Origin of the sequence: Klebsiella sp. MISC125 (assembly GCF_051131775.1) — a bacterium.
Lineage (GTDB): Bacteria > Pseudomonadota > Gammaproteobacteria > Enterobacterales > Enterobacteriaceae > Klebsiella.
This window is the reverse complement of sequence record NZ_CP180448.1, coordinates 1,236,697-1,261,598: the sequence shown is the minus strand read 5'-3', so window position 1 is coordinate 1,261,598 and position 24,902 is coordinate 1,236,697. Positions and strand designations below refer to the sequence as shown.

General features: G+C 57.7%; 29 protein-coding genes, 3 tRNA genes and 1 riboswitch. Of the genes, 7 read left to right on the top strand and 25 right to left on the bottom strand.

Going from position 1 to position 24,902, the window contains the following annotated elements:
- Together fucU and fucR are read left to right on the top strand one after the other, a co-directional pair.
- The gene (gene fucU, locus ACMYSL_RS06035; RefSeq protein WP_112213906.1) at window positions 1-423 is read left to right on the top strand and encodes an L-fucose mutarotase; all 423 of its coding nucleotides are present in this window, start codon (window positions 1-3) and stop codon (window positions 421-423) included.
- 57 nt (window positions 424-480) lie between these two features.
- Window positions 481-1,191 (top strand): L-fucose operon activator, encoded by a 711-nt coding sequence (gene fucR, locus ACMYSL_RS06030; protein WP_434661734.1) that lies wholly within the window; start codon window positions 481-483, stop codon window positions 1,189-1,191.
- Between the two features lie 61 nt (window positions 1,192-1,252).
- Here the strand turns inward: fucR and rlmM are convergent, their stop codons facing one another.
- From rlmM to ACMYSL_RS06010, 4 genes are all read right to left on the bottom strand, one after another.
- Window positions 1,253-2,353, bottom strand: coding sequence for a 23S rRNA (cytidine(2498)-2'-O)-methyltransferase RlmM (gene rlmM, locus ACMYSL_RS06025; RefSeq protein ID WP_110275899.1), 1,101 nt, complete (start codon window positions 2,351-2,353; stop codon window positions 1,253-1,255).
- Window positions 2,346-2,741 (bottom strand): DUF423 domain-containing protein, encoded by a 396-nt coding sequence (locus ACMYSL_RS06020; RefSeq protein ID WP_112213909.1) that lies wholly within the window; start codon window positions 2,739-2,741, stop codon window positions 2,346-2,348. The genes rlmM and ACMYSL_RS06020 overlap by 8 nt, the downstream gene beginning before the upstream one ends.
- A 19-nt stretch (window positions 2,742-2,760) precedes the next feature.
- A complete protein-coding gene (gcvA, locus tag ACMYSL_RS06015; RefSeq protein ID WP_181485065.1) occupies window positions 2,761-3,678 on the bottom strand; it encodes a glycine cleavage system transcriptional regulator GcvA in 918 nt (305 codons plus the stop codon).
- Window positions 3,679-4,032: 354 nt separating this feature from the next.
- Window positions 4,033-4,257, bottom strand: coding sequence for a YgdI/YgdR family lipoprotein (locus ACMYSL_RS06010; protein ID WP_014226620.1), 225 nt, complete (start codon window positions 4,255-4,257; stop codon window positions 4,033-4,035).
- A gap of 197 nt (window positions 4,258-4,454) precedes the next feature.
- Between ACMYSL_RS06010 and csdA the strand changes: the two genes are divergently transcribed.
- The gene (gene csdA, locus ACMYSL_RS06005; protein WP_434661732.1) at window positions 4,455-5,660 is read left to right on the top strand and encodes a cysteine desulfurase CsdA; all 1,206 of its coding nucleotides are present in this window, start codon (window positions 4,455-4,457) and stop codon (window positions 5,658-5,660) included.
- Window positions 5,660-6,091, top strand: a complete 432-nt coding sequence (csdE, locus tag ACMYSL_RS06000; RefSeq protein WP_434661730.1) for a cysteine desulfurase sulfur acceptor subunit CsdE — start codon at window positions 5,660-5,662, stop codon at window positions 6,089-6,091. The genes csdA and csdE overlap by 1 nt, the downstream gene beginning before the upstream one ends.
- A 53-nt stretch (window positions 6,092-6,144) precedes the next feature.
- Here csdE and tcdA read toward each other — a convergent pair whose 3' ends face one another.
- Together tcdA and mltA are read right to left on the bottom strand one after the other, a co-directional pair.
- The gene (gene tcdA / locus ACMYSL_RS05995) at window positions 6,145-6,954 is read right to left on the bottom strand and encodes a tRNA cyclic N6-threonylcarbamoyladenosine(37) synthase TcdA (RefSeq protein WP_434661729.1); all 810 of its coding nucleotides are present in this window, start codon (window positions 6,952-6,954) and stop codon (window positions 6,145-6,147) included.
- Window positions 6,955-7,034: 80 nt separating this feature from the next.
- Complete coding sequence (gene mltA / locus ACMYSL_RS05990; protein ID WP_304253308.1) at window positions 7,035-8,132, bottom strand: murein transglycosylase A; 1,098 nt, start codon at window positions 8,130-8,132, stop codon at window positions 7,035-7,037.
- A gap of 211 nt (window positions 8,133-8,343) precedes the next feature.
- Between mltA and ACMYSL_RS05985 the strand changes: the two genes are divergently transcribed.
- From ACMYSL_RS05985 to ACMYSL_RS05975, 3 genes are all read left to right on the top strand, one after another.
- Window positions 8,344-8,420: transfer RNA gene (locus ACMYSL_RS05985), tRNA-Met, on the top strand.
- Window positions 8,421-8,467: 47 nt separating this feature from the next.
- A tRNA-Met gene (locus tag ACMYSL_RS05980) sits at window positions 8,468-8,544 on the top strand.
- Window positions 8,545-8,588: 44 nt separating this feature from the next.
- Window positions 8,589-8,665: transfer RNA gene (locus tag ACMYSL_RS05975), tRNA-Met, on the top strand.
- Between the two features lie 98 nt (window positions 8,666-8,763).
- Here the strand turns inward: ACMYSL_RS05975 and cobT are convergent.
- The 19 genes from cobT to ACMYSL_RS05880 form a co-directional block, all read right to left on the bottom strand.
- Window positions 8,764-9,819 carry a nicotinate-nucleotide--dimethylbenzimidazole phosphoribosyltransferase gene (gene cobT / locus ACMYSL_RS05970; RefSeq protein ID WP_182234610.1) on the bottom strand — a complete coding sequence of 352 codons (1,056 nt, stop codon included), beginning with the start codon at window positions 9,817-9,819 and terminating at the stop codon, window positions 8,764-8,766.
- Window positions 9,820-9,893: 74 nt separating this feature from the next.
- On the bottom strand, window positions 9,894-10,439 hold the full coding sequence (gene cobU, locus ACMYSL_RS05965) for a bifunctional adenosylcobinamide kinase/adenosylcobinamide-phosphate guanylyltransferase (RefSeq protein WP_434661728.1): 546 nt from the start codon (window positions 10,437-10,439) through the stop codon (window positions 9,894-9,896).
- On the bottom strand, window positions 10,433-11,956 hold the full coding sequence (locus ACMYSL_RS05960) for a cobyric acid synthase (RefSeq protein ID WP_434661727.1): 1,524 nt from the start codon (window positions 11,954-11,956) through the stop codon (window positions 10,433-10,435). Before ACMYSL_RS05960 ends, cobU begins: the two co-directional genes overlap by 7 nt.
- Window positions 11,953-12,768 carry an energy-coupling factor ABC transporter ATP-binding protein gene (locus tag ACMYSL_RS05955; RefSeq protein ID WP_434661726.1) on the bottom strand — a complete coding sequence of 272 codons (816 nt, stop codon included), beginning with the start codon at window positions 12,766-12,768 and terminating at the stop codon, window positions 11,953-11,955. Before ACMYSL_RS05955 ends, ACMYSL_RS05960 begins: the two co-directional genes overlap by 4 nt.
- A gap of 8 nt (window positions 12,769-12,776) precedes the next feature.
- Window positions 12,777-13,454, bottom strand: coding sequence for an energy-coupling factor ABC transporter transmembrane protein (locus tag ACMYSL_RS05950; protein ID WP_142982688.1), 678 nt, complete (start codon window positions 13,452-13,454; stop codon window positions 12,777-12,779).
- Window positions 13,441-13,722, bottom strand: coding sequence for an energy-coupling factor ABC transporter substrate-binding protein (locus ACMYSL_RS05945; RefSeq protein ID WP_109212485.1), 282 nt, complete (start codon window positions 13,720-13,722; stop codon window positions 13,441-13,443). Before ACMYSL_RS05945 ends, ACMYSL_RS05950 begins: the two co-directional genes overlap by 14 nt.
- 1 nt (window position 13,723) lies before the next feature.
- Window positions 13,724-14,470 carry a cobalt ECF transporter S component CbiM gene (cbiM, locus tag ACMYSL_RS05940; RefSeq protein ID WP_110275912.1) on the bottom strand — a complete coding sequence of 249 codons (747 nt, stop codon included), beginning with the start codon at window positions 14,468-14,470 and terminating at the stop codon, window positions 13,724-13,726.
- Window positions 14,467-15,180 carry a cobalt-factor II C(20)-methyltransferase gene (locus tag ACMYSL_RS05935; RefSeq protein WP_142463328.1) on the bottom strand — a complete coding sequence of 238 codons (714 nt, stop codon included), beginning with the start codon at window positions 15,178-15,180 and terminating at the stop codon, window positions 14,467-14,469. Before ACMYSL_RS05935 ends, cbiM begins: the two co-directional genes overlap by 4 nt.
- Entirely contained in the window at window positions 15,177-15,971 is a 795-nt protein-coding gene (gene cbiK, locus ACMYSL_RS05930) for a sirohydrochlorin cobaltochelatase (RefSeq protein WP_182234618.1), read from the bottom strand. The genes ACMYSL_RS05935 and cbiK overlap by 4 nt, the downstream gene beginning before the upstream one ends.
- A gap of 10 nt (window positions 15,972-15,981) precedes the next feature.
- Window positions 15,982-16,767 carry a cobalt-precorrin-6A reductase gene (locus ACMYSL_RS05925; protein WP_434661724.1) on the bottom strand — a complete coding sequence of 262 codons (786 nt, stop codon included), beginning with the start codon at window positions 16,765-16,767 and terminating at the stop codon, window positions 15,982-15,984.
- Complete coding sequence (locus ACMYSL_RS05920; protein WP_110275916.1) at window positions 16,764-17,489, bottom strand: precorrin-3B C(17)-methyltransferase; 726 nt, start codon at window positions 17,487-17,489, stop codon at window positions 16,764-16,766. The genes ACMYSL_RS05925 and ACMYSL_RS05920 overlap by 4 nt, the downstream gene beginning before the upstream one ends.
- On the bottom strand, window positions 17,489-18,544 hold the full coding sequence (gene cbiG / locus ACMYSL_RS05915) for a cobalt-precorrin 5A hydrolase (RefSeq protein WP_304253318.1): 1,056 nt from the start codon (window positions 18,542-18,544) through the stop codon (window positions 17,489-17,491). The genes ACMYSL_RS05920 and cbiG overlap by 1 nt, the downstream gene beginning before the upstream one ends.
- Complete coding sequence (locus ACMYSL_RS05910) at window positions 18,525-19,298, bottom strand: cobalt-precorrin-4 methyltransferase (RefSeq protein ID WP_105274013.1); 774 nt, start codon at window positions 19,296-19,298, stop codon at window positions 18,525-18,527. Before ACMYSL_RS05910 ends, cbiG begins: the two co-directional genes overlap by 20 nt.
- On the bottom strand, window positions 19,291-19,860 hold the full coding sequence (locus ACMYSL_RS05905) for a decarboxylating cobalt-precorrin-6B (C(15))-methyltransferase (protein ID WP_434661721.1): 570 nt from the start codon (window positions 19,858-19,860) through the stop codon (window positions 19,291-19,293). Before ACMYSL_RS05905 ends, ACMYSL_RS05910 begins: the two co-directional genes overlap by 8 nt.
- Entirely contained in the window at window positions 19,850-20,455 is a 606-nt protein-coding gene (locus ACMYSL_RS05900; protein ID WP_112213925.1) for a cobalt-precorrin-7 (C(5))-methyltransferase, read from the bottom strand. The genes ACMYSL_RS05905 and ACMYSL_RS05900 overlap by 11 nt, the downstream gene beginning before the upstream one ends.
- Window positions 20,449-21,588 (bottom strand): cobalt-precorrin-5B (C(1))-methyltransferase CbiD, encoded by a 1,140-nt coding sequence (gene cbiD / locus ACMYSL_RS05895; RefSeq protein ID WP_434661720.1) that lies wholly within the window; start codon window positions 21,586-21,588, stop codon window positions 20,449-20,451. Before cbiD ends, ACMYSL_RS05900 begins: the two co-directional genes overlap by 7 nt.
- Window positions 21,585-22,217, bottom strand: a complete 633-nt coding sequence (locus ACMYSL_RS05890; protein ID WP_304253324.1) for a cobalt-precorrin-8 methylmutase — start codon at window positions 22,215-22,217, stop codon at window positions 21,585-21,587. Before ACMYSL_RS05890 ends, cbiD begins: the two co-directional genes overlap by 4 nt.
- A gap of 10 nt (window positions 22,218-22,227) precedes the next feature.
- Window positions 22,228-23,187, bottom strand: coding sequence for an adenosylcobinamide-phosphate synthase CbiB (cbiB, locus tag ACMYSL_RS05885; RefSeq protein ID WP_434661719.1), 960 nt, complete (start codon window positions 23,185-23,187; stop codon window positions 22,228-22,230).
- A complete protein-coding gene (locus ACMYSL_RS05880) occupies window positions 23,184-24,563 on the bottom strand; it encodes a cobyrinate a,c-diamide synthase (RefSeq protein WP_434661717.1) in 1,380 nt (459 codons plus the stop codon). Before ACMYSL_RS05880 ends, cbiB begins: the two co-directional genes overlap by 4 nt.
- A 96-nt stretch (window positions 24,564-24,659) precedes the next feature.
- Window positions 24,660-24,822: riboswitch (cobalamin riboswitch) on the bottom strand.
- Between the last annotated feature and the right edge of the window lie 80 nt (window positions 24,823-24,902).

The window sequence follows — 24,902 nt, the reverse complement described above, 5'->3', positions numbered from 1 at the left end:
ATGCTAAAGACTATTTCACCGTTAATCTCCCCAGAACTGCTGAAAGTGCTGGCGGAAATGGGGCATGGGGATGAGATTATTTTTTCCGATGCCCACTTCCCGGCGCACAGCATGGGGCCGCAGGTGATTCGCGCCGACGGGCTGTTAGTTAGCGATCTGTTGAAAGCCATTATTCCGTTATTTGAACTCGACAGCTACGCCCCGCCGCTGGTGATGATGGCTGCGGTAGAAGGCGATACGCTCGACCCGCAGGTTGAAACGCGCTATCGCGATGCGCTTTCAGGCTCTGCACCCTGCCCGGATATCACCCGCATCGACCGCTTTGCCTTCTACGAGCGGGCGCAAAAAGCCTTTGCGATCGTTATCACAGGTGAGCGAGCCAAGTACGGGAATATTCTTTTAAAAAAAGGGGTAACGCCGTAATCTCATGCCGCAGCGCCCGACCAATGCGGGCGCTCATCGAACGCCAGGGTGAGAAAAATGAAAGCGGCACGACAGCAAGCGATTCTAGACCTGCTCATGAACCATACCAGCCTGACCACCGAAGTCTTATCGCTACAGCTTAACGTCAGCCGGGAAACCATTCGTCGCGACCTCAGCGAACTCCAGTCCCAGGGGAAAGTGCTGCGCAACCATGGTCGGGCAAAAGTGATTCATCGGGAAAACCAGGACAGCGGCGACCCTTTTCACATCCGTCTTAAAAGCCATTACGCCCACAAGGCAGATATCGCGCGTGAAGCCCTTGCGTGGATAGAAGAAGGGATGGTTATCGCCCTTGATGCCAGCTCAACCTGCTGGTATCTAGCCCGTCAACTGCCGGATATCGACCTTCATGTGTTTACCAATAGCCAGCCGATTTGCCAGGAATTGAGCAAGCGCGAAAATATTCAGCTCACCTGCTCCGGCGGTACGCTCCAGCGCAAATATGGCTGTTACGTCAGCTCGTCGCTTATCTCGCAGCTCAAATCGCTGGAAATCGACCTGTTTATTTTTTCGTGTGAAGGCATCGATAGCGACGGCGCGCTTTGGGACTCGAATACGGTCAATGCCGATTTTAAATCGCTGCTGCTGAAGCGGGCTTCGCAATCGTTACTGCTGATTGATAAGAGCAAATTTAATCGTTCGGGGGAGGCGCGGATCGGCCATCTGAATGATGTGACGCATATTGTTTCTGATGTATCGCAGTCATAACGGCTATTTGCAGCGCCGGATGGCGACTTAACGCTTTATCCGGCGTGCAAAATCGACAAAACTAGCGTTCGTCGCGACGACCACCGACGGCAGCCCACAGGCGGCGCACGTGAACGGTCACTTCTTCGCGATCGTGATACAGCTGGCGTGCCTGGATTTGCGCGTTAATGCCGTGCTCGTCCAGTTGCTCCTGAATATAAGCCAGGTTGCGCGATAGCTCTTCATAGCGTTTTTTCATCGGCAGCTTAAGGTTAAAGATAGTTTCACGACACCAGCCATTCACCAGCCACTGCGCCATTAGCGCCGACACTTTCGCCGGTTTTTCCACCATATCGCACACCATCCATGAGATGTTGTTGCGCGTCGGACGATATTTGAAGCCATCTTCACGCAGCCAGGTCACCTGCCCGGTATCCATCAGGCTTTGCGCCATCGGGCCGTTATCCACCGAGGAGACCCACATGTTGCGCTGCACCAGCTGATAGGTCCAGCCGCCGGGACAAGCCCCGAGATCTACCGCGTACATGCCGTTCGCCAGACGCTCATCCCACTCATCTGCCGGAATAAAGGTATGAAACGCCTCTTCCAGCTTGAGGGTTGAACGGCTCGGCGCGTCAGACGGGAATTTAAGGCGCGGAATACCCATATAGAACGGCGAGTTGTTATTGGACAACGAATAGCCGGTATAGCAGCAGCCGGGGGCGATAAAGAACACATGCACCACCGGGCGTTTCGGCGTTTCATAGTTGGTCAACACCCCCGCCTCGCGCAGCGCCGCACGCAGCGGTACTGTAAACTTACGGCAGAACTTCATCAGCTCTTTGCTTTCGTTGGTATCAGCGACCTCAACGCGCAGATCGCCGCCTTTTTCGACCACGCCCTGCAGCATCCCGACAATCGGAGTGATCCTGTCTTCCGGCGGCAGGTCGCGCAGCAGCTCGCTGACAACAAACATCTGACGAGCAAACACCAGCGAACTGAACGGCAGTTCACGCACCAGCTTTTCGCCGTCTTCAGCCTGATAGCACTCAAAAATTACATAGCCGGAGTCGTCTTTGACTCGGGCAAAACCAAATACCTCAAGGCGGCCAGCCTTATCGGTAATTTCTGCTGCGCACTCTTTCTCAAACCCAGGGCGACAATAGAGGACAACTTTATTCATGAACAACGCCCTTACGTTTCAGACGAATTGCACCAATTAACATTAATACCCAACCGGCAAGGAAGCAGACGCCTCCCACCGGCGTAACGAACGCCCACAGGCGTAAATGCGATAGCGCCAGACAGTACAGGCTGCCGCTAAAAAGAACGGTACCGAGCGCCATAAACACGCTGCTCCAGTAAAACCAGATGCTGATACGGCGCTGCATCGCCACCGCCAGACCAAAAATTGCCAGCGTGTGGAAAGCCTGATATTGCAGGCCGGTATGGATCCAGCCCATTTCCACAACGCCCATCGTTTTACTTAAAACATGCGCACCAAAAGCGCCCAGAGCCACAAAGATAAAACCGCTTATCGCGGCGAATATCAGCATAAAACGGCTGGTCATGTGATTACCCTACAATGATTTATTGTTCGTAACGAAAGCGAAATTTTTCTTGTTCATTAGCCGCTTTTGCCAGAATCCACTGGCGGAAGGCAGCTATTTTACCCAGTTCAGCCTGACTGTCATGACAAACGAGATAAAACGCATTCTTGCTGACCAGAACATCATTAAACGGGCAGACCAAACGGCCTGCCTCAATCTCGGACTGCGCCATCACGTTGTTGGCCAGAGCGACACCTTGTCCATGGATTGCGGCCTGCAGCACCATTGCGCTGTGGCTAAAAATCGGTCCCTGTTGCACATTAATATGGTTTAGACCCAACTGGCGGGTATAAGTTTGCCAGTCGCGACGGGAAGCATCGTGTAACAGCGTATGTTGCGCCAGATCGGCAGGTGTTTTCAACGCTTTGTCACCGGTAAGCAACAATGGCGAGCAAACCGGGAGCAGATATTCGGCGTATAATTTTTCAACGCGCAGCCCCGGCCAGTTGCCGCGGCCATAAAAAATCGCCACATCGACATCATCCGCCAGCTTGTCTTCCTGACGGTCTACCGCCTGGATTCTGACATCGATTCCCGGATAAGCTGAGTTAAAGCTTGTGAGTCTCGGCACCAGCCACTGTATGGCAAAACTGGGCAGCATACTGACGGTCAACGCCCCTTTTGCACTTCGTGCCTGAAGCTTGCGAGTCGCCTCGGTGAGCTGGGAAAAAATATCTTTAATATCCTGAAAATAGCTCTGTCCCTCTTCCGTCAAAAGAAGAGAACGATTGCGTCGACGGAACAGCTTGAGGCCGAGGAAATCCTCCAGGGACTTGATTTGGTGGCTGACTGCGGCCTGGGTCACAAAAAGCTCATCGGCGGCGCGAGTGAAGCTAAGATGACGTGCGGCTGCATCAAAAACACGTAATGCATTCAGAGGTGGCAAACGCTTTGACATAGTTATTCTGGCTTAGATGTTAAGGCAATTTAACAAACAGGAAACAACAGTTAACCTATTAGTTTTTTTTATCTGAGCCATTATAATTTGTCCGTTGAGGTTCTACCAGCAAATACCTATAGTGGCGGCACTTCCTGAGCCGGAACGAAGAGCTTTTTTTGGAATGCGTGTTCCAACAAGCTTTTGGCTTACGGTTGTGATGTTGTGTTGTTGTGTTTGCAATTGGTCTGTGTGTGCGGACCATGGTAGCTAAGCTACCCCTTTTTCACTTCCTGTACATTTACCCTGTCTGTCCATAGTGATTTAATGTAGCACCGCAATGCGCGGTGCTTTTTTTTGCCTGCTAAATGTCAATCACTTATCCAGTTCGCCCAACTGTTTTACATCTGAGCGATTAATCTGCTGCTTATTGCCCCAGGCATCTTTGTAGGAAATCATCCCGGTATCATTGTCCGTTTGCGGTTTCCCGTCCGTCACAATGGTGCGCCCGTCATTAGTGTGCATCACGTAGTTGGAAGAACAGGCGCTCAGACCGAAGGTCAGCACACAGGCAGAAATAATGGCGGCAGTCTTATTCATTTTCATCTTTCTCTCCTTACGACTATTTATACTGTTTATGATTCATTCATCACCAGGTTAAAACGCAAACCCAACACTATTTAGCATAACCATCTTTTACACCACCGAAGTCACATTCAGAAAATTCCACTCGTTAGCAGAAACCTTGTATCGCCAGCCGATTTGCGCGACGATCGCCGAATCAAAATGAGGAGCTCATGAACGCATTCAACCCCGTCCAATTTCGCGCCCAGTTTCCGGCGCTGGCCGATGCTGGCGTCTATCTTGATAGCGCAGCAACGGCGCTTAAGCCGCTGGCGGTGATCGAGGCCAGCGACCAGTTTTATCGGCTCAGCGCGGGTAACGTCCATCGCAGCCAGTTCGCCGCTGCCCAACGCTTAACCAAACGCTATGAAGACGCGCGCGAACGCGTGGCAGCGCTGCTTAACGCCCCTTCCGGCAAAGATATTGTCTGGACGCGCGGCACCACTGAGGCCATCAATATGGTGGCGCAGAGCTACGTCCGTCCGCGTCTGAAGCCGGGCGATGAAATTATCGTCAGCGAAGCTGAGCATCACGCCAATCTGGTTCCGTGGCTGATGGCCGCAGAGCAGACCGGAGCCCGGGTGGTGAAGCTTCCGCTTGCGGCCAATCGCCTGCCGGATGTGGCTCAACTGAGTTCCCTGATTACGCCGCGCAGCCGGGTGCTGGCTATCGGCCAGATGTCCAACGTCACCGGCGGCTGTCCGGATCTGGCGTTGGCGATTGGTCTGGCCCATGCTGCCGATATGGTAGTGATGGTGGATGGCGCACAGGGCGCGGTGCATTTCCCGGCGGACGTGCAGGCGCTAGATATCGACTTTTATGCCTTCTCGGGTCATAAGCTTTACGGGCCAACCGGTGTCGGCGCGCTGTATGGCAAAAGCGAACTGCTGGCTGAGATGTCGCCCTGGCTCGGCGGCGGGAAAATGATTACTGAAGTCACCTTCGACGGCTTCAAAACCCAGCCTGCGCCTTACCGCTTCGAAGCAGGAACGCCAAATATCGCCGGAGTAATTGGCCTGAGCGCGGCGCTGGAATGGCTGGAAGAAACCGATATTGCCCAGGCGGAAAACTGGAGCCGCAGCCTGGCAACGCTGGCGGAAGAGGAGCTGGCAAAGCGTCCGGGCTTCCGTTCCTTCCGCTGCCAGGACTCCAGCCTGCTGGCGTTTGATTTTGACGGCGTGCACCATAGCGACATGGTCACGCTACTGGCGGAGTCCGGCATCGCGCTGCGCGCCGGTCAACACTGTGCTCAGCCGCTGCTGGCGGCGCTCGGCGTCAGCGGTACCCTGCGGGCCTCGTTCGCGCCTTATAATACGCAAGACGATGTTTATGCGCTGGTGCACGCCGTTGACCGCGCCCTGCAAATACTGGTGGATTGATGACGACTTCTCACCCTTTTGGTACCCGCATTACTGAAGAGGTCTTGCGCCAGACCTTCGCTCCACTCACCCAGTGGGAGGATAAATACCGCCAGCTGATTTTACTCGGTAAGCAGCTTCCGGCGCTGCCGGACGATCTGAAAGCCCGTGCCAAAGAGATTGCCGGGTGTGAAAACCGCGTCTGGCTGGGCTATTTCATTGATGCCGAGGGCAAACTGCATTTCTACGGCGATAGCGAAGGCCGCATTGTGCGCGGCATGCTGGCGGTGTTATTAACCGCCATTGAGGGGAAAAACGCCGGGGAACTGCTGGCACGGGACCCGCTGACGCTGTTTGATGAGCTGGGACTACGCGGTCAGCTCAGCGCCTCGCGCAGCCAGGGGCTGAATGCGCTGAGCGAGGCGGTTCTCACCGCCGCCCGCGAGAGTTAATCTCCCTTATGGTTTTGTAGCCCGGACAGGTGCGCAGCACCGCCTCCGGGAATTTACGCCGTCAGCCGCGCCGCCTTCGCCAGCATTTTCTTCAATGCATGGGACACGGCGACAAAACCAAAGGTCGCGGTCACCATCGTTGCCGCGCCAAATCCGGATGCGCAATCCATCCGTTTTGGACCCTCGGCGGTGCTTTTCATCGCGCACACGCTGCCGTCTGCCTGCGGATACACCAGCGCTTCGGTGGAAAAGACGCAATCAATGCCCAGTTTACCTTTACTGTTCTTCACCACCCCAAACTGGCTTTTTAGCCGCTCGCGCAGCTTGGCTGCAAGCGGGTCCTGGATGGTTTTAGCCAGATCGGCGACCTGAATTTGCGTTGGGTCGATTTGCCCTCCCGCGCCACCGGTAGTCACCAGCGGCACCTTATTGCGGCGGCAGTAAGCGATCAACGCCGCTTTCGGGCGCACGCTGTCGATGGCGTCAATCACGTAGCTAAAGCCGACGCCGAGATACTCCGCGACGTTTTCCGGGGTGACAAAATCGTCCACCACCGTCACCCGACACTCGGGGTTGATCAGACGAATGCGTTCCGCCATCACTTCCGCTTTCGCCAGACCGACGTTACCGTCGAGCGCATGAACCTGGCGGTTAGTGTTGGTCACGCAGACATCATCCATATCGATAAGGGTAATCGCGCCAATCCCGGTTCTCGCCAGCGCTTCCGCCGCCCAGGAACCCACACCGCCGATGCCGACCACACAGACATGCGCATCGGCAAAACACTGCAGCGCTTTTTCACCATATAAACGCGCCGTACCGCCAAAACGCTGACGCCAGGCATCGCTGATTACAACAGACATAAAACCTCAGAATTAGTGGGCATTCCCGGGTCGCGGCGCAAGCGCCTTACCCGGGCTACAAAATATCGACCAGGTGCGCGTTAACCGCTAAAGACGTTGCCAGCGCCCGGCGCGTTTTTCAGCACCCATACGCGACCATAGTGGTTATACCAACCGGCACGATGCCCGGCATCTGCGCCAATGCCCTGGTAAATATCAAAGTGCTGACCCTTAATCGCACCGCCAACGTCCAGAGCAACCATTAAGCGTAGCTCGTACTGGCCGTTAAACTTACCGTTATTATCCAGTAGCGGCACTTCCGCCAGCAGCGTGGTTCCCGCAGGAATAATCGAACGGTCGGAGGCCACCGATGCACGACCAATCAACGGCACCGCGCTGGCGCCTTTCACCGGTGCGAAAGACTGCGGCTTAAAGAAGACGAACGACGGGTTCTGCTCCAGCAGTTCACGAACTTCCGCCTCGCTGTGCTTTTCACCCCATTCGCGGATCGCCTGCATCGACATATCTTCACGCTTCACTTCGCCGCGATCGATAAGCACCTTCCCGATGCTGTAATAGGACCAGCCGTTTTTCCCGGCATAGCTAAAGAAGTTCAGCGGCGAGCCGTCGCCAAAATCAATATAGCCGCTGCCCTGCACGTCCATTATAAAGTTGTCCATAAGCGAGTTGCTGTAGGCGAGGATGTAGTTGTCGCTCAGAGCGCCCGCGTAAATGCTGGCGCGGGACGGCAGCTTACCGCGCTTGGGCGGCATACGGTAAATCGGATACTGGAACTCGCCCTGGCGAGTATGGCGCGCCTGCACCACCGGCGTGTAGTAGCCAGTAAACTGGACGTTACCGTAGTTGTCCGTCCCCTGCATCTGCCAGGCATCGATACCAAACTGGCTCAGCGTGCGGGTATCACCGCCGGAGCGCAGCCAATCCTGCAACGCGTTGTAGACGTTGCTCTGACTATTATAGAGGCGCGGCGAGGCGCTACGGATTTTGCTCACCTGCTCGGAGAAGTCACCAGCGTTAATCGGTGAGCCGACCGCATCAGGTTGGTTAACCAATGAAAACGGCTGGGTGAGTTTGCCTTCATTATACTGCTGACCGCGATCGGTCGGTTTTGAGGAACAGGCGGCCAGCATTGCCAGCATTGCCCCTGTTACTGCGTATTTTGCCCAACGTCCTTTCATGGTATCTCTTCTTTATGCAACTAAGCCCGGGTGCGTGATGAAGATAACAAACCCCCAGGGCTAATGAAATGCGCTTAGGCACGGCAAAGACAGTTTTGCGCAAAAAACAGACTAACAATGCTTCCATATGCATCAATTCTTACAAAATTGACGATTTCTATCAAAAAGGGTTGCATCAAAACGTTAGCAGAGTATAGTGCGCTTCCACGGACGCGGGGTGGAGCAGCCTGGTAGCTCGTCGGGCTCATAACCCGAAGGTCGTCAGTTCAAATCTGGCCCCCGCAACCAATTAAAATCAGAGAAGTAACGTTACTCGATGGAAGAGTAATGACGGACGCGGGGTGGAGCAGCCTGGTAGCTCGTCGGGCTCATAACCCGAAGGTCGTCGGTTCAAATCCGGCCCCCGCAACCAATTAAAATCTGATGCAAGTTTACTCGATGAAGAGTAAAGACGGACGCGGGGTGGAGCAGCCTGGTAGCTCGTCGGGCTCATAACCCGAAGGTCGTCGGTTCAAATCCGGCCCCCGCAACCAACATCATAAACACCCTCAAGGGTGTTTTTTTGTTTCTGCGTTCCGCAAATCCCAGACCTTTCACGGGAACGGCTTAGCACCGTCCCCCGCAAATCTCCTCAGCCTTTTGGCAACACAATATTGCTCGCCGCCAGCATGCCCATATCGTGGTACATCGCACAGGCCGCTTCGACAATTGGCATGGCCAGCGCCGCGCCGCTGCCTTCTCCCAGGCGCATACCCATATTGAGATACGGATCCAGCTCCAGGTGCATCAGCGCCGTGCGTGCGCCCTTCTCTGCCGAATAGTGCGACGGTATCAGGTAGGGTTTCACTTCCGGCGCAATCCGACACGCTGCCAGCGCCGCCGCGTAAGACAGGAAGCCATCGAGCAGTACCGGCAACCCACAGGAAGCCGCGCCCAGCATCACGCCCGCCATCCCCAATAAATCAAAACCGCCTACTTTCGCCAGCACGTCCAGACCATCATTCGCGTCAGGCTGGTTAACGGCGATAGCTCGACGCACCACTTCCACTTTGTTACCGACTTTGGTCAGCGGTAAATTCGCGCCAATCCCCACCACCTCTTGCGCATCGCTACCGGTCAGAACGCTGACAATCGCCGCCGCCGGGGTAGTATTCGCCATCCCCAACTCACCAACGCCAAACAGCGTGACGCCATCTTCCGCCAGCCCACGGGTATAGCGAATCACCTCCAACAGCAGCTCTTCGGCCTGACCACGGCTCATTGCCGGGCCGACGGCGATATTTCCGCAACCACGCGCCACGCGCATATTGATAACGCCAGGAATCAGCTCGGCATCAATCCCGACGTCAATCACATGCATTTCCGCCCCTGCTTGCGCCGCCAGCACGCAAACGCCGGTCTTGCCCAGCGTCATATTCGCCGCCTGAATCGCAGTCACCACTTTGGGCGAAATCGCCACCCCTTCATCCCAAACGCCGTGGTCGGCACACATCACCAGCAGCGCCTTTTTTTTCACCTGCGGCACACCTTCAAGACCGGGCATTCCCGCGAGCTGAACGGCCAGGTCTTCAAGGCGTCCAAGGCTTCCCGGCGGCTTAAGTAGGCCATCAATATGGAGTTGCGCGCGCGCCATCGCATTTTCATCAAGCGCAGGGATCGCGCCCAGTAGAGAGGTTAAGCTTTGCATTGAAATTCTCGTCATGTTGGCTGGCTCATGGCAGAGCCAGCAGGAAGAATAACTCCCGGTACGGAGCGCCTGATTTATTTGATTTTTACGCCGATGCCCGACACCACCAGCCAGACTTCGTCCGCCGCCGCCGCAAGGCGCTGATTCACCCGCCCGGCGATATCGCGGAAATGGCGGGCCAGACGGTTTTCCGGCACGATCCCCATCCCCACCTCGTTGGTTACCAGCACCACGTGAGCCGGACAGCGCTGACAGGCGGCAATCAGCACGACGATTTCGGCGTCAATAGCCCGCTCCATCGCCGCGTAATCCCAGCCGTCCGGCGAACTGTCGCCGCCCAGCGCAAACAGCAAATTGGTGACCATGGTGGTAATACATTCCAACAAGATCGCTTCTTCGGGATGGTTATCCGGCGTTATCAGCTCATCAAGCTGCTGCCAGCGCTCAGCCGTGCGCCAGTGCGCGGGCCTGCCGTCGCGGTGGTGCTGGATCCGCGCCGCCATCTCATCATCAAAAATCTGCGAAGTGGCGATGTACAGCACCTGCGGCGAGTTGGCGATCAGCGCTTCGGCGTGACGACTTTTACCGCTGCGCGCCCCGCCGGTGACTAAAGTCAGCATACGGGCTCCTGATGCTGGCGCATGATGGCGTAGATTTTTTCGATATCAATATTCTGGCGCATCGCGTCGGCCAGTAGATCGAACTGCTGGGATTTGTACTGCGCATACTGGAAGTCACTATCGAGCGCCGCCAGACCTTTACGCTGGCGCAGGCCGTTGACCAGCGCGCGGGTGAATTCATCGCTATCAAACAAGCCGTGAAGATAGGTACCAAACGCCAGACCATCGTCGCTCACCGCGCCGTCCGCCACGCTCAGCCCGTTTTTATGTAATTGCATCAGTGAACGGCAGCCGTCGTGCAGCTCGGTCTCGCCCATATGAATTTCATAGCCGCGTACGGCAAGCCCTGCCGTTGCCGCCAGCCACTCCGGCAGCGCTGGAGCCAGTGTCGCCGTGACCTGAGTGGTGGTTTTGCGCTGTGCGAAGTGGGTCACGGTATTGAGCAACCCTAGCCCGGGCTGGGTGCCAAGTCCCGATTCCACCTCATCAATAATGGTTTCGCCGAGCATCTGGTAGCCGCCGCAAATCCCCAGCACCGGCACGCCCTGACGCCGGGCCTGCAGCACCGCGTGCGCCATCCCGCTTTCGCGCAGCCAGGCCAGATCGCCGAGCGTATTTTTGCTGCCCGGCAGGATCACCATATCAACCCCCGCCAGCTCCTGCGGCTGGCGAACATAGCGCACGCGAACGTCCGGCTGCGCCGCCAGCGCGTTGAAGTCGGTAAAGTTGGAAATATGCGGTACCTGGACCACGGCAATCTCAATATCACGCTTGTCGGTGCGCAGGTATTTGCCTTTTTGCAGCGCCACGCCGTCTTCGTCTTCGAGATCAACATCCAGCCACGGCATCACGCCGATCACCGGGACGTTGGTCAGCGCTTCTATCTGCTCGATACCCGAGTAAAGCAGCGTCACGTCGCCGCGAAATTTGTTAATGATCACCCCTTTGACCCGCGCGCGTTCGTGGTCGTGCAGCAGTGCGAGGGTGCCGTAAATGGAGGCGAAGACGCCACCGCGGTCGATATCCGCCACGAGGATCACCGGGCACTGCGCCATTTCGGCCATGCCCATATTGACGATGTCGCGGTCGCGCAGATTGATCTCCGCCGGGCTGCCCGCCCCTTCCAGCACCAGCACATCATGCTCGGCTGCCAGGCTGTTATAGACCGAAAGGATCTGCTCGCGCAGTCGCGGCTTGTATTCGTGATAGCTCACCGCGTCCATATCGGTCGCCACCTTGCCCATCACCACCACCTGGGCTTTGCGGTCGCTGGTCGGCTTGAGCAGCACCGGGTTCATACGCACATCCGGGGCAATGCCCGCTGCTTCAGCCTGGAAAATCTGCGCACGCCCCATCTCTTTGCCATCCGGCGTGATACCGGAATTGAGTGCCATATTCTGCGATTTAAACGGCGCGGTACGCTGCCCGTCCTGATAAAAAATACGGCACAGCCCCGCCACCAGCACGCTTTTACCGACGTCAGAAGCGGTACCCTGTAACATAATTGCCAGCGTCATGACGCCTCCTTCATTGCATGATTTCGCATCCGCTCAAAAAACTCGTCTTCGGTTTTGCACAACGGCAGCCCGAGCTGCGCATGCAGCTTCACCAGCCACGGTTGGGCGAGTCCAGCTTGCGTCATTAACTCGCTGCGGGAAAATACCTCGCCGGGTTCACCGTGCGCCAGCACTTCGCCACGGCGCAAAACGTAAACCGCATCGCTGACTTCATAAATCAGATCGATATCGTGGCTGGAGATCACCACGTGGTTGCCTTGATCGACAATGCGCTTAATGATGTCGATCATCTGCGCGCGCCCGGAGGGATCGAGGCCCGCCGTGGGTTCATCAAGCAGTAAATAGCGTGCCTGCAGCACCAGCGCTCCGGCAATCGCCACGCGCTTTTTCTGCCCGTGGCTCAGGCACTGAATCGGCTGCTGGCGAAAAGACTGCGCATCAACCAGGGTCAGCGCATCGTCCACCCGACGAGCGATTTCATCTTCCGCGACGCCCAGGTTACGCAGGCTAAAGGCGATATCACTGTCGATATCGGTATAAAAGATCTGCTGATCCGGATCCTGAAATACGGTCGCCACCTGTTGACGCAGCGCCAGCAGGCCGCGCTTGCCGTAATCCAGCGGCTTCCCTTGCCACAACACCGCCCCTTTTTGCGGGCGCAGCAGGCCGCTCAGGTTCATAAAAAGCGTGGATTTTCCGCAGCCGTTTGCCCCCACCAACCCGGTCACGGAGTGGTGAGAAAAATCCAGCGTCAGCCCCTTCAGCACCGGCTCATCCTGATAGCGAAACCAGAGATCGGTCGTGGCAAGCATACTTATCCTTAGAGGTGAAAATCACCCTGGTACAGTTTGATATCCAGCGTGGTGCTCATTTGTTGGTAGCGGATCATCACCCGGGTAAACAGCAACCCCACCAGCATCGCCAGCGAGCGATAACCTTTCGGCACGCTACGGTAGCCAAAACGCAAAGTTTGCGCACGGTGAATCGCCAGCGCTTCGTCCAACAGAATAAAAATAAAGCGCCAGGTCAGCAGGATTTGCTCGGTCAACAGTCTTGGTACCCGACCGCGCTTAAGCAGCAAAATCAGCTGCGGGAACGGCAGGTTCAGCACTAGCCAGAAGGTTGACGCCAGCGCCGCCAGGCTGCGCCAGAAGGTCTCATTAGCGGTATTCAGCCCCGCTGACGTGATGCCCAGCCAGTAGCTTCCCAGCGGAACGCTCACCAGCAGAGCATGCGGATCGCGGCTGATGCTAAACAGAATGGTCAGCACGCCGATCAACAGGAAGCCGAACGGCAGCGCCATCCAGCGGCACCAGCGCCATAACGAAACCCGCAGCAGCCAACAAGTTAAGGCGGCAATCAGCACCATTTCAATACCCTGCCCCAGCGGAGGCAGGGTAAAGGCCAGTACCATCAGCAGCAGCCAGAACAGAAACTTGCGCTCTGGCGCGACGTGGAACCAGCGGCTTTGATAGCTTAGTCTGTCAAACCCGGTCATCACGGCGTTGTCTGCCTTTGCTGTAGCCCAGAATATAGAAAATCACCGCCGCGCCAAGGGAGCCCTGGAGGGTAAACAGCAGACTTTCAATCTCCCCGCTTGCCGGTTCGTACAGCGGCTGGAACCATGGCTCATAGTGCGGTGCAACCACCTGAATCTGGCTCTCCGCTTCACCATCCGAACCGCCAAATTCACCGCCGTGATCGATAAAGAACGGCAGGATCACCAGCGCCACTACCATGGCTAACAATATCAGCGTCTTTTTCATGTTAATGCCCCTGTGCGGTCTGTGCGGTGATCAGTTGACGTTTGGTCAACTGGTCGTAGATCATGACGGTTAACAACCCTTCAGCGATGGCGATCGGGATCTGCGTCAGGCAGAAGATCCCCATGAATTTGACGATCGAGCCGGTTGCGCCCGCCGTCGGATCCGGGAAGGCCACGCCAAGCTGCACGGAGGTGACAAAGTAGGTCACCAGATCCGCCAGCATCGCGCAGAGAAATACCCCGACGTCGCGGCGAATCCCCGCGCGGCAGGCCATTTTCCACACCATATAGCCGACCACCGGCCCAATCACCGCCATCGACATGCCGTTAGCGCCGAGCGTTGTCAGCCCGCCGTGCGCCAGCAGCAGCGCCTGGAACAGCAGCACGATAGCGCCAAGGATCGCCACTACGCCCGGCCCGAACAGGATGACCGCCAGGCCGACGCCGGTCGGGTGCGAACAGCTGCCGGTAACGGAAGGAATTTTCAGCGCCGAGAGCACAAAAATAAACGCTCCGCACAGCGCCAGCAGTACCTTCTGATTGTTATCTTCCTGCACAATACGGCGCAGGCGCACCAGCCCGTACCACAGGCAAGGCAGAAACAGCAGCCACCATGCCAGGGCCCACATCGGGGGTAAAAATCCCTCCATGATGTGCATCGCGAAGGCCTTTTCGGGAACCACTATCAGCAATAGCGCCGCAGCTAACCCGCTGAAAGACAGCTGTTTTAGCTGTTGTTCAAGTTTCATTCTGCATACTCCCACTGTTTATTCACCAGGATGGTCGAAAAATAGGGCAGCGGCTGTTCGTCGCTGACATCATTCAGATGACGCCAGCACTGTTCGCCGGGCAGCGTGGCCTCGGACATCATCAGCGCGGCATCGAGCAGGCCGTTTTTGGCCAGCAGGGCTTTGATACGCGCAAAGCGGCCGTAGACCTTCATCAGCACCAGGCTTTCATGCTGGCGTAGTGCCTGTTCAATTTCTTCTTCCGGCGCGGTGCATGAGACCACCGCCAGCGACTGTTGCTCCATGGCCAGCGGCGTTTTCGAACGCGCGGCGATGGCGGCGAAAGAGGTGACGCCAGGAACAATTTCCAGCCAGTCCGCACAGCCGATACGCTGGAGTAAGAACACCCAGGTGCTGAACAGCATGGCGTCGCCGAGGGTAATAAACCCGACCTGTTTACCCGCCTCTACTTCATGCACCAGCGCGGCGGCAACTTCGTCCCAGACCGCCTCTTTTTCCGCACTGTCGGCGCTCATCGGAAAATGGCAGCAGCGTACTTCGGTCTGTTCGCCGATATATTCGCGCACGATGGAGAGCGCCAGGCTGTCGCCGCCTTTACGTCCAGCGGGGGCGTAGAGAATATCCAGTTTGCCAAGAATGCGCGCCGCGCGAACGGTAATCAGGTCAGACGCGCCCGGCCCGGTGCTCAGGGCATACAGTTTGCCGCTCATGCCGCCTCCTCCATTGCCAGATTCAGCGCCTGCTGTAGATGGGCGACGAACATCGCGCGCACCGCCGGGTTCTCTCCCAGCCCGCTAAGCCACGGCGTCGCCGGAATACCGGCGGCGTTGAACAACGTTTTCCAGGAGTCCTCTTCATCGGAGGCCATATCGTTGATGGCATGATCGCCCGCCACCAGCATCAACGGCATCAGGTGAACGCCGGTAACCTCCTGCTGGCGCAGGCTGTCGATAAGAATGTCGACTTCTGGATAACTTTCGACTGCCCCAACCCGCGCCGGAAAGCGCTGGGCGGTCATCATATGGTCCAGACAGGCGTAGGCGGCGAAGGCGTGATGACTGGCACCGTGCCCCATAAAGACCACCGTTTCTTTCTCAGCAAGCGGCGGCATCTGCTGACGCAGTGCGTGCATCAGTTGAACATAATCGTCATGGCTGCTCAGCAGCGGCGCGCCCAGCGTCAAGCGGGCGAATAGCGGGCGCATGCTTTGCACTTCGCGAACGATTTTTTCGTACTCATCGCCGTTAATGATATGCAGCGATTGAATCGCCACATCCTGATAGCCCTGTTCGGCGAGCTTCTGCAAAGCCTGCAACGGCGTATCAATCTCGATACCATCACGCTGCTTGAGCTTGCGAATAATCATCCCGGAGGTAAAGGCGCGAAACGTGTCGCGGTCAGGACAGCTGGCCGCCAGCTCACGCTCGCAGGCGACAATGTTCTTTTCACAGGTGTCGGGATAGCTGGTGCCAAAACTGATCACCAGAAGCGCTTTTTTCATTTCTGACTCCTTAAGCAGCGGCCAGCCAGCGCGCTAAGCGTTGGGCAAAGGCAGCCTGACTTTCCAGTAACTCTTCACCCGTCACCAGCGGTGCCGGGCGCGTAATCACGATGCAGGGGATACCGGCATCGAGACAGGGTTGTACTTTTTCCTGATAACCACCTTCCGCGCCGGAGGCCTTGGTGATCACCACATCGGCGCGGCACTGGCGGTAAAAAGCGGCGTTAAACTCGGCGCTGAACGGCCCGCATAGCGCGAAGATCTCGCCGACGCCAAAGCCAAGCTCAGCGCACTGCGCGATAACATCGGGTACGGGCAGTACGCGAGCCAGCAGCGTTTTTTCACCTAATCCTGCCCGCCAGCGCGCCAGATCTTTGCTTCCCGTGGTGAGCAGCACGCGCTGACCAAAGCCCCGCGCCACATCGCAGGCTTCTTCGATGCTCTGCACGGTATAAAGCTGTGGATGCGTCAGGTCGCTAAGCTGTTCCGGGCGCTGATAGCGGCTGAGCAACACGCCAGCGGTTTCACAGGCGCGGATGATGTTACGGCTCACCACTTCGGCGTAGGGATGCGAAGCGTCAATGACCCAGCGGGTACGGTTGGCCTTTAGCCAGGCAATCATCTCCTCCAGCTCAAGCCGCCCGCAGCGAACCTGTCCCTGAATATCGCCTGCCAGCTGCTGGCCGGTCGGCGTCGCCACCGACAGGGTGTATTTCACCTGCGCCGCGTCCAACTGCTGGCATAGCGCGCGCGCGTCGCTGGTTCCGCCCATCACCAGCACTTCGCCATAGTTCACAGCACGTAGCCTCGCGGAGTGATCATCAGGCCATCCTGTATATAGGTCGCTTTGTTGCCAACGATCACCAGGCTGGTCATATCGACCGGTTCAAAATCCATCTCCCCCAGGGTGGTCAGCCATTTTTCCTGTTTCTTACGTCCGGCGGACTTCACGATGCCCACCGGCGTTTGTGCGCTTTTGCTGGCAGAGAGTAGTTCGAAGGCTCGGGCCAGATGCCCTTCGCGACCGCGGCTGCGTGGGTTGTAAAAACAGATAACAAAATCGGCTTCGCCTGCGGCAACGATGCGTTTTTCAATCACCGGCCACGGCGTCAGCAAGTCGCTGAGGCTGATATGACAGAAGTCGTGCATCAGCGGCGCGCCCAGTAGCGAGGCGGCGGCGATGCTGGCGGTCATCCCTGGAATAAGGCGGACTTCTACGTCGAGCTTCTGTTTGCTCACCAGCTCCAGCACCAGTCCCGCCATGCCGTAAATACCGGCGTCGCCGCTGCTAATCAGCGCCACGTTATGCCCGGCCTGCGCCAGCTCAATCGCCGCCTGGCAGCGTTCAATCTCTTTGCACATCCCGGTTTTAATCACCTGCTTATCGCCGGTAAAGGCTTTCACCAAGTGGGTGTAGGTTTTATAACCCACGACGATTTCCGCCGCCTGTAACGCCTCAATCGCTTCCATAGTCATCATTGACTGTGAGCCAGGGCCAATCCCGATTACGCTTAACATCAGTGTGAAACTCCCAAAGTAATTGTGACGCCCTGTTCACGCAGGGTTTCGCCCAACAGTTGCCCATGGCTCAGCAGCCACGCCGCCGGACCCGATACGCTCCCAACCCCCACCGTTTGGCGAACAAACGAGGACGCAGGGAAATGATGTTCATGCTCACGCAGCGCGTCAGCGGTAAAGGTTTCAAACGGCACGCGACAGCAGGAGGCCAGTTGGATAAGCCCCTGCTCGTGTTTCTTCAGCGTGACGCTGCCGATGGCTTTCAGCGCCAGAGGATCGAGGCGCTGCGCTTCAAGCTGGCGCGCCAGCAGCGCCGCTAACAGCGGAAACGGCGTATCGCGACGGCAGCCGATGCCCGCAACGACGCGCTGCGGCACCAGCTTCCAGTGCGGCACGGCGATCTCCGGCAGCTCGTTGCGCAGAGAGATGCAAATAAGCGCATCCAGTTCGGGAAGCTGATTCAGGTCAGAAACGGTAATAAACCCACGCCGGTCGCAGTGATTGACGTCTTCATCCAGCTCTTCATCCCACCACAGGCCGACGCGCTGATGGCTAACCAGCATCTGGTTGATGATTTTCACCGCCGCGCGGAAGTCGGTCATCCGCGCGTTAAGCTGGAATGCCAGGGTATCGAGGGCCGCCATATCGTTAACGTCGGTGGCGGTGGTGATCACCGGGTCTGCACCCAGCATTCCCGCCAGATAGCGGCTCAGAGCATTAGCCCCGCCCGCGTGACCGGAGAGCAGGCTGATGACGTGCTGCCCGCGTTCATCGATCACCACCACCGCTGGATCGCTGAACTTGTCATTAACCAGCGGCGCCAGCACGCGCACCGCGATACCGGTCGCGCCGATGAAAATCAGCGCCGAGTAGCTGCTGAAGGCCTCGCGCGCGGCGTTGGCGAAGCCGTTTTCAAAGGGTAGAAACCCCTCCTCCAGCAGCTTCTCGCTGGTAAAGCAGGTTAACGGCAGCATTGCCGCCAACCTTTTCGCCAGCAAGACACCGCCTGGGGTCAGGCAGAAAAGAGCGATAGATTCAGGCTTTACGGTATTCATGGCTAAAGTCCGCCGCGTAGAGTTTTGAGTAGTGATACTCGTCCCCAAGGAAATTCCCGACCAGAATGAGCGCCGTTTTACGGATCCCTGCATCGCGGACCTTGTCGCCAATATCGGCCAACGTGCCGCGCACGGTCTGGCTTTCCGGCCAGGTCGCTTTATAGATAACCGCTACCGGCGTGGTGGCCGGATAGCCGCCTTCTATCAGGCGTTCCGCCACCCTATGAATGCGCTGCACCGAGAGATAAATCGCCATCGAGGTCTGGTGGCTGGCAAAGGATTCAAGCTGCTCGCGTTCCGGCACCGGCGTGCGCCCTTCAAGACGGGTAATAATCAGACTCTGAGAGACTTCCGGCACGGTGTACTCGACGCCCAACTCCGCCGCCGCGCCCAAAAATGCGCTGACGCCCGGCACCACCTGCCAGTCGATACCGCGTTTAGTCAGCTCTTCACCCTGCTCGCGTACCGAACCGTACAGCGAGACGTCTCCGGTCTGTAAACGCACCACCGTTTTCCCGGCTTTTACACCCGCTTCCATCAGGTCGAGAATTTGCTCCAGATGCAGTTCGGCGCTGTCGTGGCACTCAGCTCCTGCCGGGCAATACTCCAGTAATTCGGTATTTATCAGCGAACCGGCGTAGATCACCACCTGGGCCTGCTGCAACAAGCGGTAACCCTTGAGGGTAATCAGCTCACGGTCGCCCGGCCCTGCGCCAACGAACCACACACTACGGGGGTCAAATGTCTCAGCCATGGTTTTCTTCCTTCTGACAGGCGATAACAAAAACGGGATTATTCGGTTTGAAATAGTGGCCGCTGCCAAGCCGGGTCAGCGACGAAACGTTAAGCTGGAGGCAATCGACCTGTTCGATCCCCCGTTGTTGCAGGTAGTCGAGGGCGGAGTTCAGGTTCTCTTGCAGAATAAAGGTCATCACCAGACGGCCGCCGGGATAGAGCTGCTGCCAGGACCAGTCAATCAGTTCCCCAAGATGGCCGCCGCTGCCGCCCATAAAAATGGCGTCTGCCCGTTCAGTTATCACCATCGGCGCTTCGCCGGGCAAGATCTCAATGTTGCCGCAGGCGAAGTGCTGGCGATTTTCGTCCAGCAGTTGCAGAGCCGCCGGGTTGCGTTCGACCGCCGTCACCTGTAGCGAGGGGTATTGCAACGCCGCCTCAATCGACACGCTGCCGGTACCGGCGCCGATATCAATCAGGTGGCTTGCCCGGTACAGTTCAAGTTTGGCCAGCGCCAGCGCGCGAACCGCTTCTTTGGTCATCGGCACTTTCTCGCCGCGCAGAAAAAGCTCATCTTTCATCGAGGATCACCACCGCGTTCATTTCATATTCAGCGTCGACCTCACTAACCGGCAGCCAGTGAATGCGCTCATTTTCCATCGCCAGATTTTCGCCAATCACCATCCAGCGATACCCTTTTCCTCGCGCTGCCAGCTGGGCGGCGATTTCACGCGGCCCGCAGCGTCCGTCGGTCACCATCGCCACTTTGCTGTGGCGAGCCAGCTCATCGAAAGAGACCTCTCGCCCGTGGCTGCTGGTCAGCCAGATATCGTTCATGTCGATTCCGGCGCGGGCGCACAGGTATTGCACCGCACTAATACCGGGGATAATGCGCACGCGTTCGATGCCAAAGTGGGCAATCAGCCGCGTGCCGATGCCGTAAAACAGCGGGTCGCCGGAGGCCAGCACCACCACTTGCTGCGCTTCACGCTCTTCGAGCCATTCCAGCAGCTCGGCAATATTGGCGCCCAGCGCAAACTGCTCGCCGTGAAATTCAGGGAACTGCAATAGATGCCGCTTGCCGCCGACCAAAGCGTCTGCCGTCGCCACCGCCTCACGCGCCGCGGGCGTCATCAGATGCAGACCCGACGGCCCCATGCCGACAACCGTTAACATGACATCTCCCGAGCAATCTCTTCGACCGGGCGATTGCTGCCGAGAACCTTGTTATCAAAGGAGAACATGATGGCGTCGCAGGTGGGCGGCGCTTTGGTAAAGCGCAGCATCTGCATCACCCGCAGGCAGATGCGCTCGGCAAGATGGTCGTAGATATGCTGAAAACCGTACGCGTCAATATGTTCCATCGCTGCTTCGGTGGTATCGCATTCGCTGACCAGCCGCAGCAGCTCCAGCGGCGCGCCGAGCAGCGCCATGTGCGCGACGAGCGTTTCCATCCGCGCATCGGCAATATGGCTGTGGGTGTGGAAAATACCTGCGGCAATTTTAATCAGCTTGCCGGGATGGCCGATCAGCACAATCTGGCGGAAACCAAGGCGCACGGCCTCTTCAATCATGTAGCCGACAAAGTTGCTCATGGTGACCACCACCTGAGAATCAATCCCCATCTGCTCGCGAACAAAGCGCTCGCCGTGGTTACCCGGCACCAGCACCACGCGATCCAACCCCGCCGCGCGTTTGATCTCCAGCTCTAGCGACAGCGAACGCTTCCAGCTCTCCTCCGACATCGGCGTGACGATCCCGGTGGTGCCGATAATTGAGATGCCACCTAAAATACCGAGCCGTGAGTTGTAGGTTTTCTGCGCCCGCTCCTCGCCCTCCGGTGCGAAAATTTCTACCGCCGCCCCGCGCGATGGGCCAATCGCTTCGCGCACCGCTGACTCAATGGTGTGGCGCGGAGTACGGTTAATTGCCGGACTGCCGATGGGCAGGCCAATCCCTTTGCGCGTCACGGTGCCGACGCCTTCACCGCCGCGCAGGGTGATGTCGCCGGAGTCATCAAGAGTCACACGAGCAAAAATCATCATCCCGTGGGTGGCATCAACATCGTCGCCGCCGTCTTTACGAATCGCGGCAATCGCCTGCTGTCCTTCGACGTGCGGCGACTCGACGTTAAGACACAGCGTCACGCCGGACGGGGTAATAATCGAGACCTGATGAATCAGATGCTGGCGCATCACCATCAGCGCCGCGACTTTTGCCGCCGCCGTCGCGCAGGAGCCGGTGGTATAGCCTTTACGCAATGCCTTGCCGTTGTGCCACACCGGGGAGTCGAAGGATTGCTCGCTCATCGCGCCCCCTGCTGGTGATACAGAATGGCGTTGACGATAGCCGCGGCGACGTTGCTACCGCCTTTGCGACCCAGGGCTGCAATGGCTGGCAGGTTGCTTTGCGTCAGGGCCTCTTTCGATTCCGCCGCGCCGACGAAACCAACCGGCACGCCAATCACGCCGTTCACCGCGACATCATGCTCAAGCAAACGAAACAGCGCGGTGGGGGCATTGCCGAAAACAAACACCTTCTCGCCCTCTTCGGCCACCGCGATGTCAACCGCCGCCATCGAGCGGGTCATCCCCTGCGCTTTCGCCTCAGCCACTACGCGCGGATCGCTGATATAGCAGCGGCACTCGCCACCGGATTTAGCCAGCAGGGTTTTATTAATCCCGGAGAGCGCCATGGTGGTATCGGTATACAGGGTGCAGGGCTGGCTCAGGGCTGCGCTGAGGCGCTCAAGAACATCGGGTGAAAACCACAGAATATCCAGCCAGTCAAAATCGGCGGTGGTGTGGATCACCCGCTTGATAATGGCTTCATGCAGCGGGCTGGCAAAGCGGTAGTCCGGGCGAGTTTCTGCAATAATGTCGCCAATAATGTCGAAGCTTTTCGCCTCAATCGCCTGTGGTTGCTGGATATAGTGCATTTATTTGTCCTCAGGCCACGCCAACCAGCCAGTACCGCGTCGCCATAAACAGCGCCAGTGCCAGGGTCGAGGCTACCCACATCAGTCGAATCGTTCGGGAAATATCGTCTACGGCAATGTCGCGCGTCGCGTCGCCAATCCACGGCTTCTCCACGCGCTGACCAAAGTAATCATTGGGGCCGCCAAGCTGAATGCCGAGCGCCCCGGCAACCGCCGCCTCTGACCAGGCGCAGTTCGGGCTGCTGTGGTTGTAGCGATCGCGCCAGCCAATACGCAGCGCGCGGTCGCCCGCTTCACGGCAGAGGAAAGCGGCCAGACTGATAAGCAGCCAGCTCAGACGAGCAGGAATAAAATTGGCGACATCATCATGGCGGGCGCTGACCATACCGATGGCGCGGTATTTTTCATGTTTGTAGCCAACCATCGAGTCGAGGGTGTTGACCGCTTTATAAGCCATCGCCAGCGGCGCACCGCCCAGCAGCAGAAAGAAGAGCGGCGCGATAATGCCGTCAACGGCGTTTTCCGCCACCGTTTCCACCACCGCACGGTTAATCTGCTGCGGCTCAAGTTGCGAGGTGTCGCGCCCGACAATCCACGACAGCTTGACGCGGCTTTCCGCCAGATCGCCCGCGCGTAGCGGACGCTCAACGTCCCGCGCCGACTGCGCCAGACAGCGCCCGGCCAGCACGGTGAAGATCATCCACACCTCAACCACCCAGCCAAGCCACGGATGAATCATCTGCGCCAGCGTCAGCACGCCCCAGGAGATACCCCACGTGAGGCCGACCACGATGACCCACATCACCCCGCCGCCGACGCGTAAAGCAAAGTCGCTGTGGCAGTAGCGGCGCACGCTGCGCTGAACGGCGGAGATCAGGTTGCCTATCCAGCGCACCGGATGCGGCCAGCTCTGCGGGTCGCCAATGATAAAATCGAGGATCCAGGCCACGCCCCAGGCCAGCAGCGTCATTGGGCGCTCCTTGCGGCAGCCAGCCAGTGGTTGAGCATCGCCGGACGCTGGGCAAAATGCAGATGCAGGTAGCTGGCAAAAGTGTTGCCTACCTGCCAGCCCCCCGACCACTGCTGAAGCGTCAGGCCGTCGCGCACTTTACGGCAGGCCAGCACCGCCGGGTTTTCCGGGATAAAATCTGAGTAGTGAAACTCGTGCCCGCGTAGGGTTTCGCCGGGTGCTGCCAGCAGCGTTTGCCGCATCGCCCTCGCTTCGCAGTAGCCAAAGCGGGTGAGCCGTTTGCCCATCTTGCTGTGGCCGGGAATAAGATTGGCCATCGGGTAAATTTCACCGCCGGCGTCTTCAAGGGTGCTGCCGAGATACATCAGCCCGCCGCATTCGGCATAGATAGCCACTCCGCGCCGATGCGCATCCCGCAACTGCGCCAGCATGGCGGTATTGGCTGCCAGCGCGGCGGCATGAATTTCCGGATAACCACCGCCAAGCCAGATCATCTGGCACGGCGGGAGTTCGCTATCATGCAGCGGGCTGAAGCGCACAATATTCACTCCGCAACGTTCAAGCAGGGTGAGGTTATCCGGGTAGTAAAAGTTGAAGGCTTCGTCGTCTGCCAGCGCCAGAGTCAAACCTGCTCCGGCATCAGGCGACGGTAGCGCAGGCCACTCCCCGGTGGGTAAAGCAGTAAGCTGACTGAGGGTAAGAAGTTGTTCAATATCCAGAGTTTGCGCCAGCGTGTGGGCAAAATCACGCCACGGCTGCTGGTTGACCAGCGATTCGCGGGCGGTCACCAGCCCCAGATGGCGTTCGGGCAAGGCCACGCCTTCCACTCGCGGCACGTAGCCGAGAACCGGCAGCGCGCAGTAGCGTTCAATCGCGCTTTTCAGTAGCTGATAGTGGGATTCGCTGTTAACGCGATTGACGATAACGCCAGCGATATTCAGACTGGGATCGAAGTGCTGAAATCCCATCACCGTAGCGGCAATGGAGGTAGATACCGCTTTGCCATCGACCAGTAAAATCACCGGGCAGCCGAGCTGTTTGGCCATCGCGGCGGTGCTGCAATAATTCGGGTCGGTGCCGTAGCCGTCATAAAGACCCATGACGCCTTCAATAACCGCGATGTCTGCCTGCTGCATCTGTTCACAAAACAGCGCATTGAGAACCGGTTCCGGGAGCATGAAGCTGTCGAGGTTACGGGAAGCAACGCCGCTGACGGCGGTATGCCAGCCGGTATCGAGATAATCCGGGCCGACTTTACAGGGCTGAACCCGCATGCCGCGCTGTTTCAGCAGGCTGAGCAGACCGAGCGTAACGGTGGTTTTGCCACAACCGCTGCCGGTCCCTGCGAGAATAAATGCATGCTGCCTGGCTGCCATACCCTGATCCTGTTCAGGGTGGTAGGGCTGTAGAGGTGCGCGTAAACCCAGTCTTTCGACTGTACGCATCTGAGCAACCCACTTCCCACCGAAGTTGTTGGTAGTCACCGACAGGCAGGTCTTCTGGCTTAGCGTCGTCCTCTCCCATCCTTCCCAATCTCGCGATCAGTGGTCAAATATGGGTTCGTCAGCATCACAGCAGCGGGGGCTGCGGGGGATTTACACCCCCTTCCCTGGCACCTGTCGGTTTTCTCGAGCGGGATGAGTCCTCACTCGAATAATTTCTGGAACATCTTACGGAGGCTGGATGGCTTCCGTCGTCTCTAATATCTAATTGCA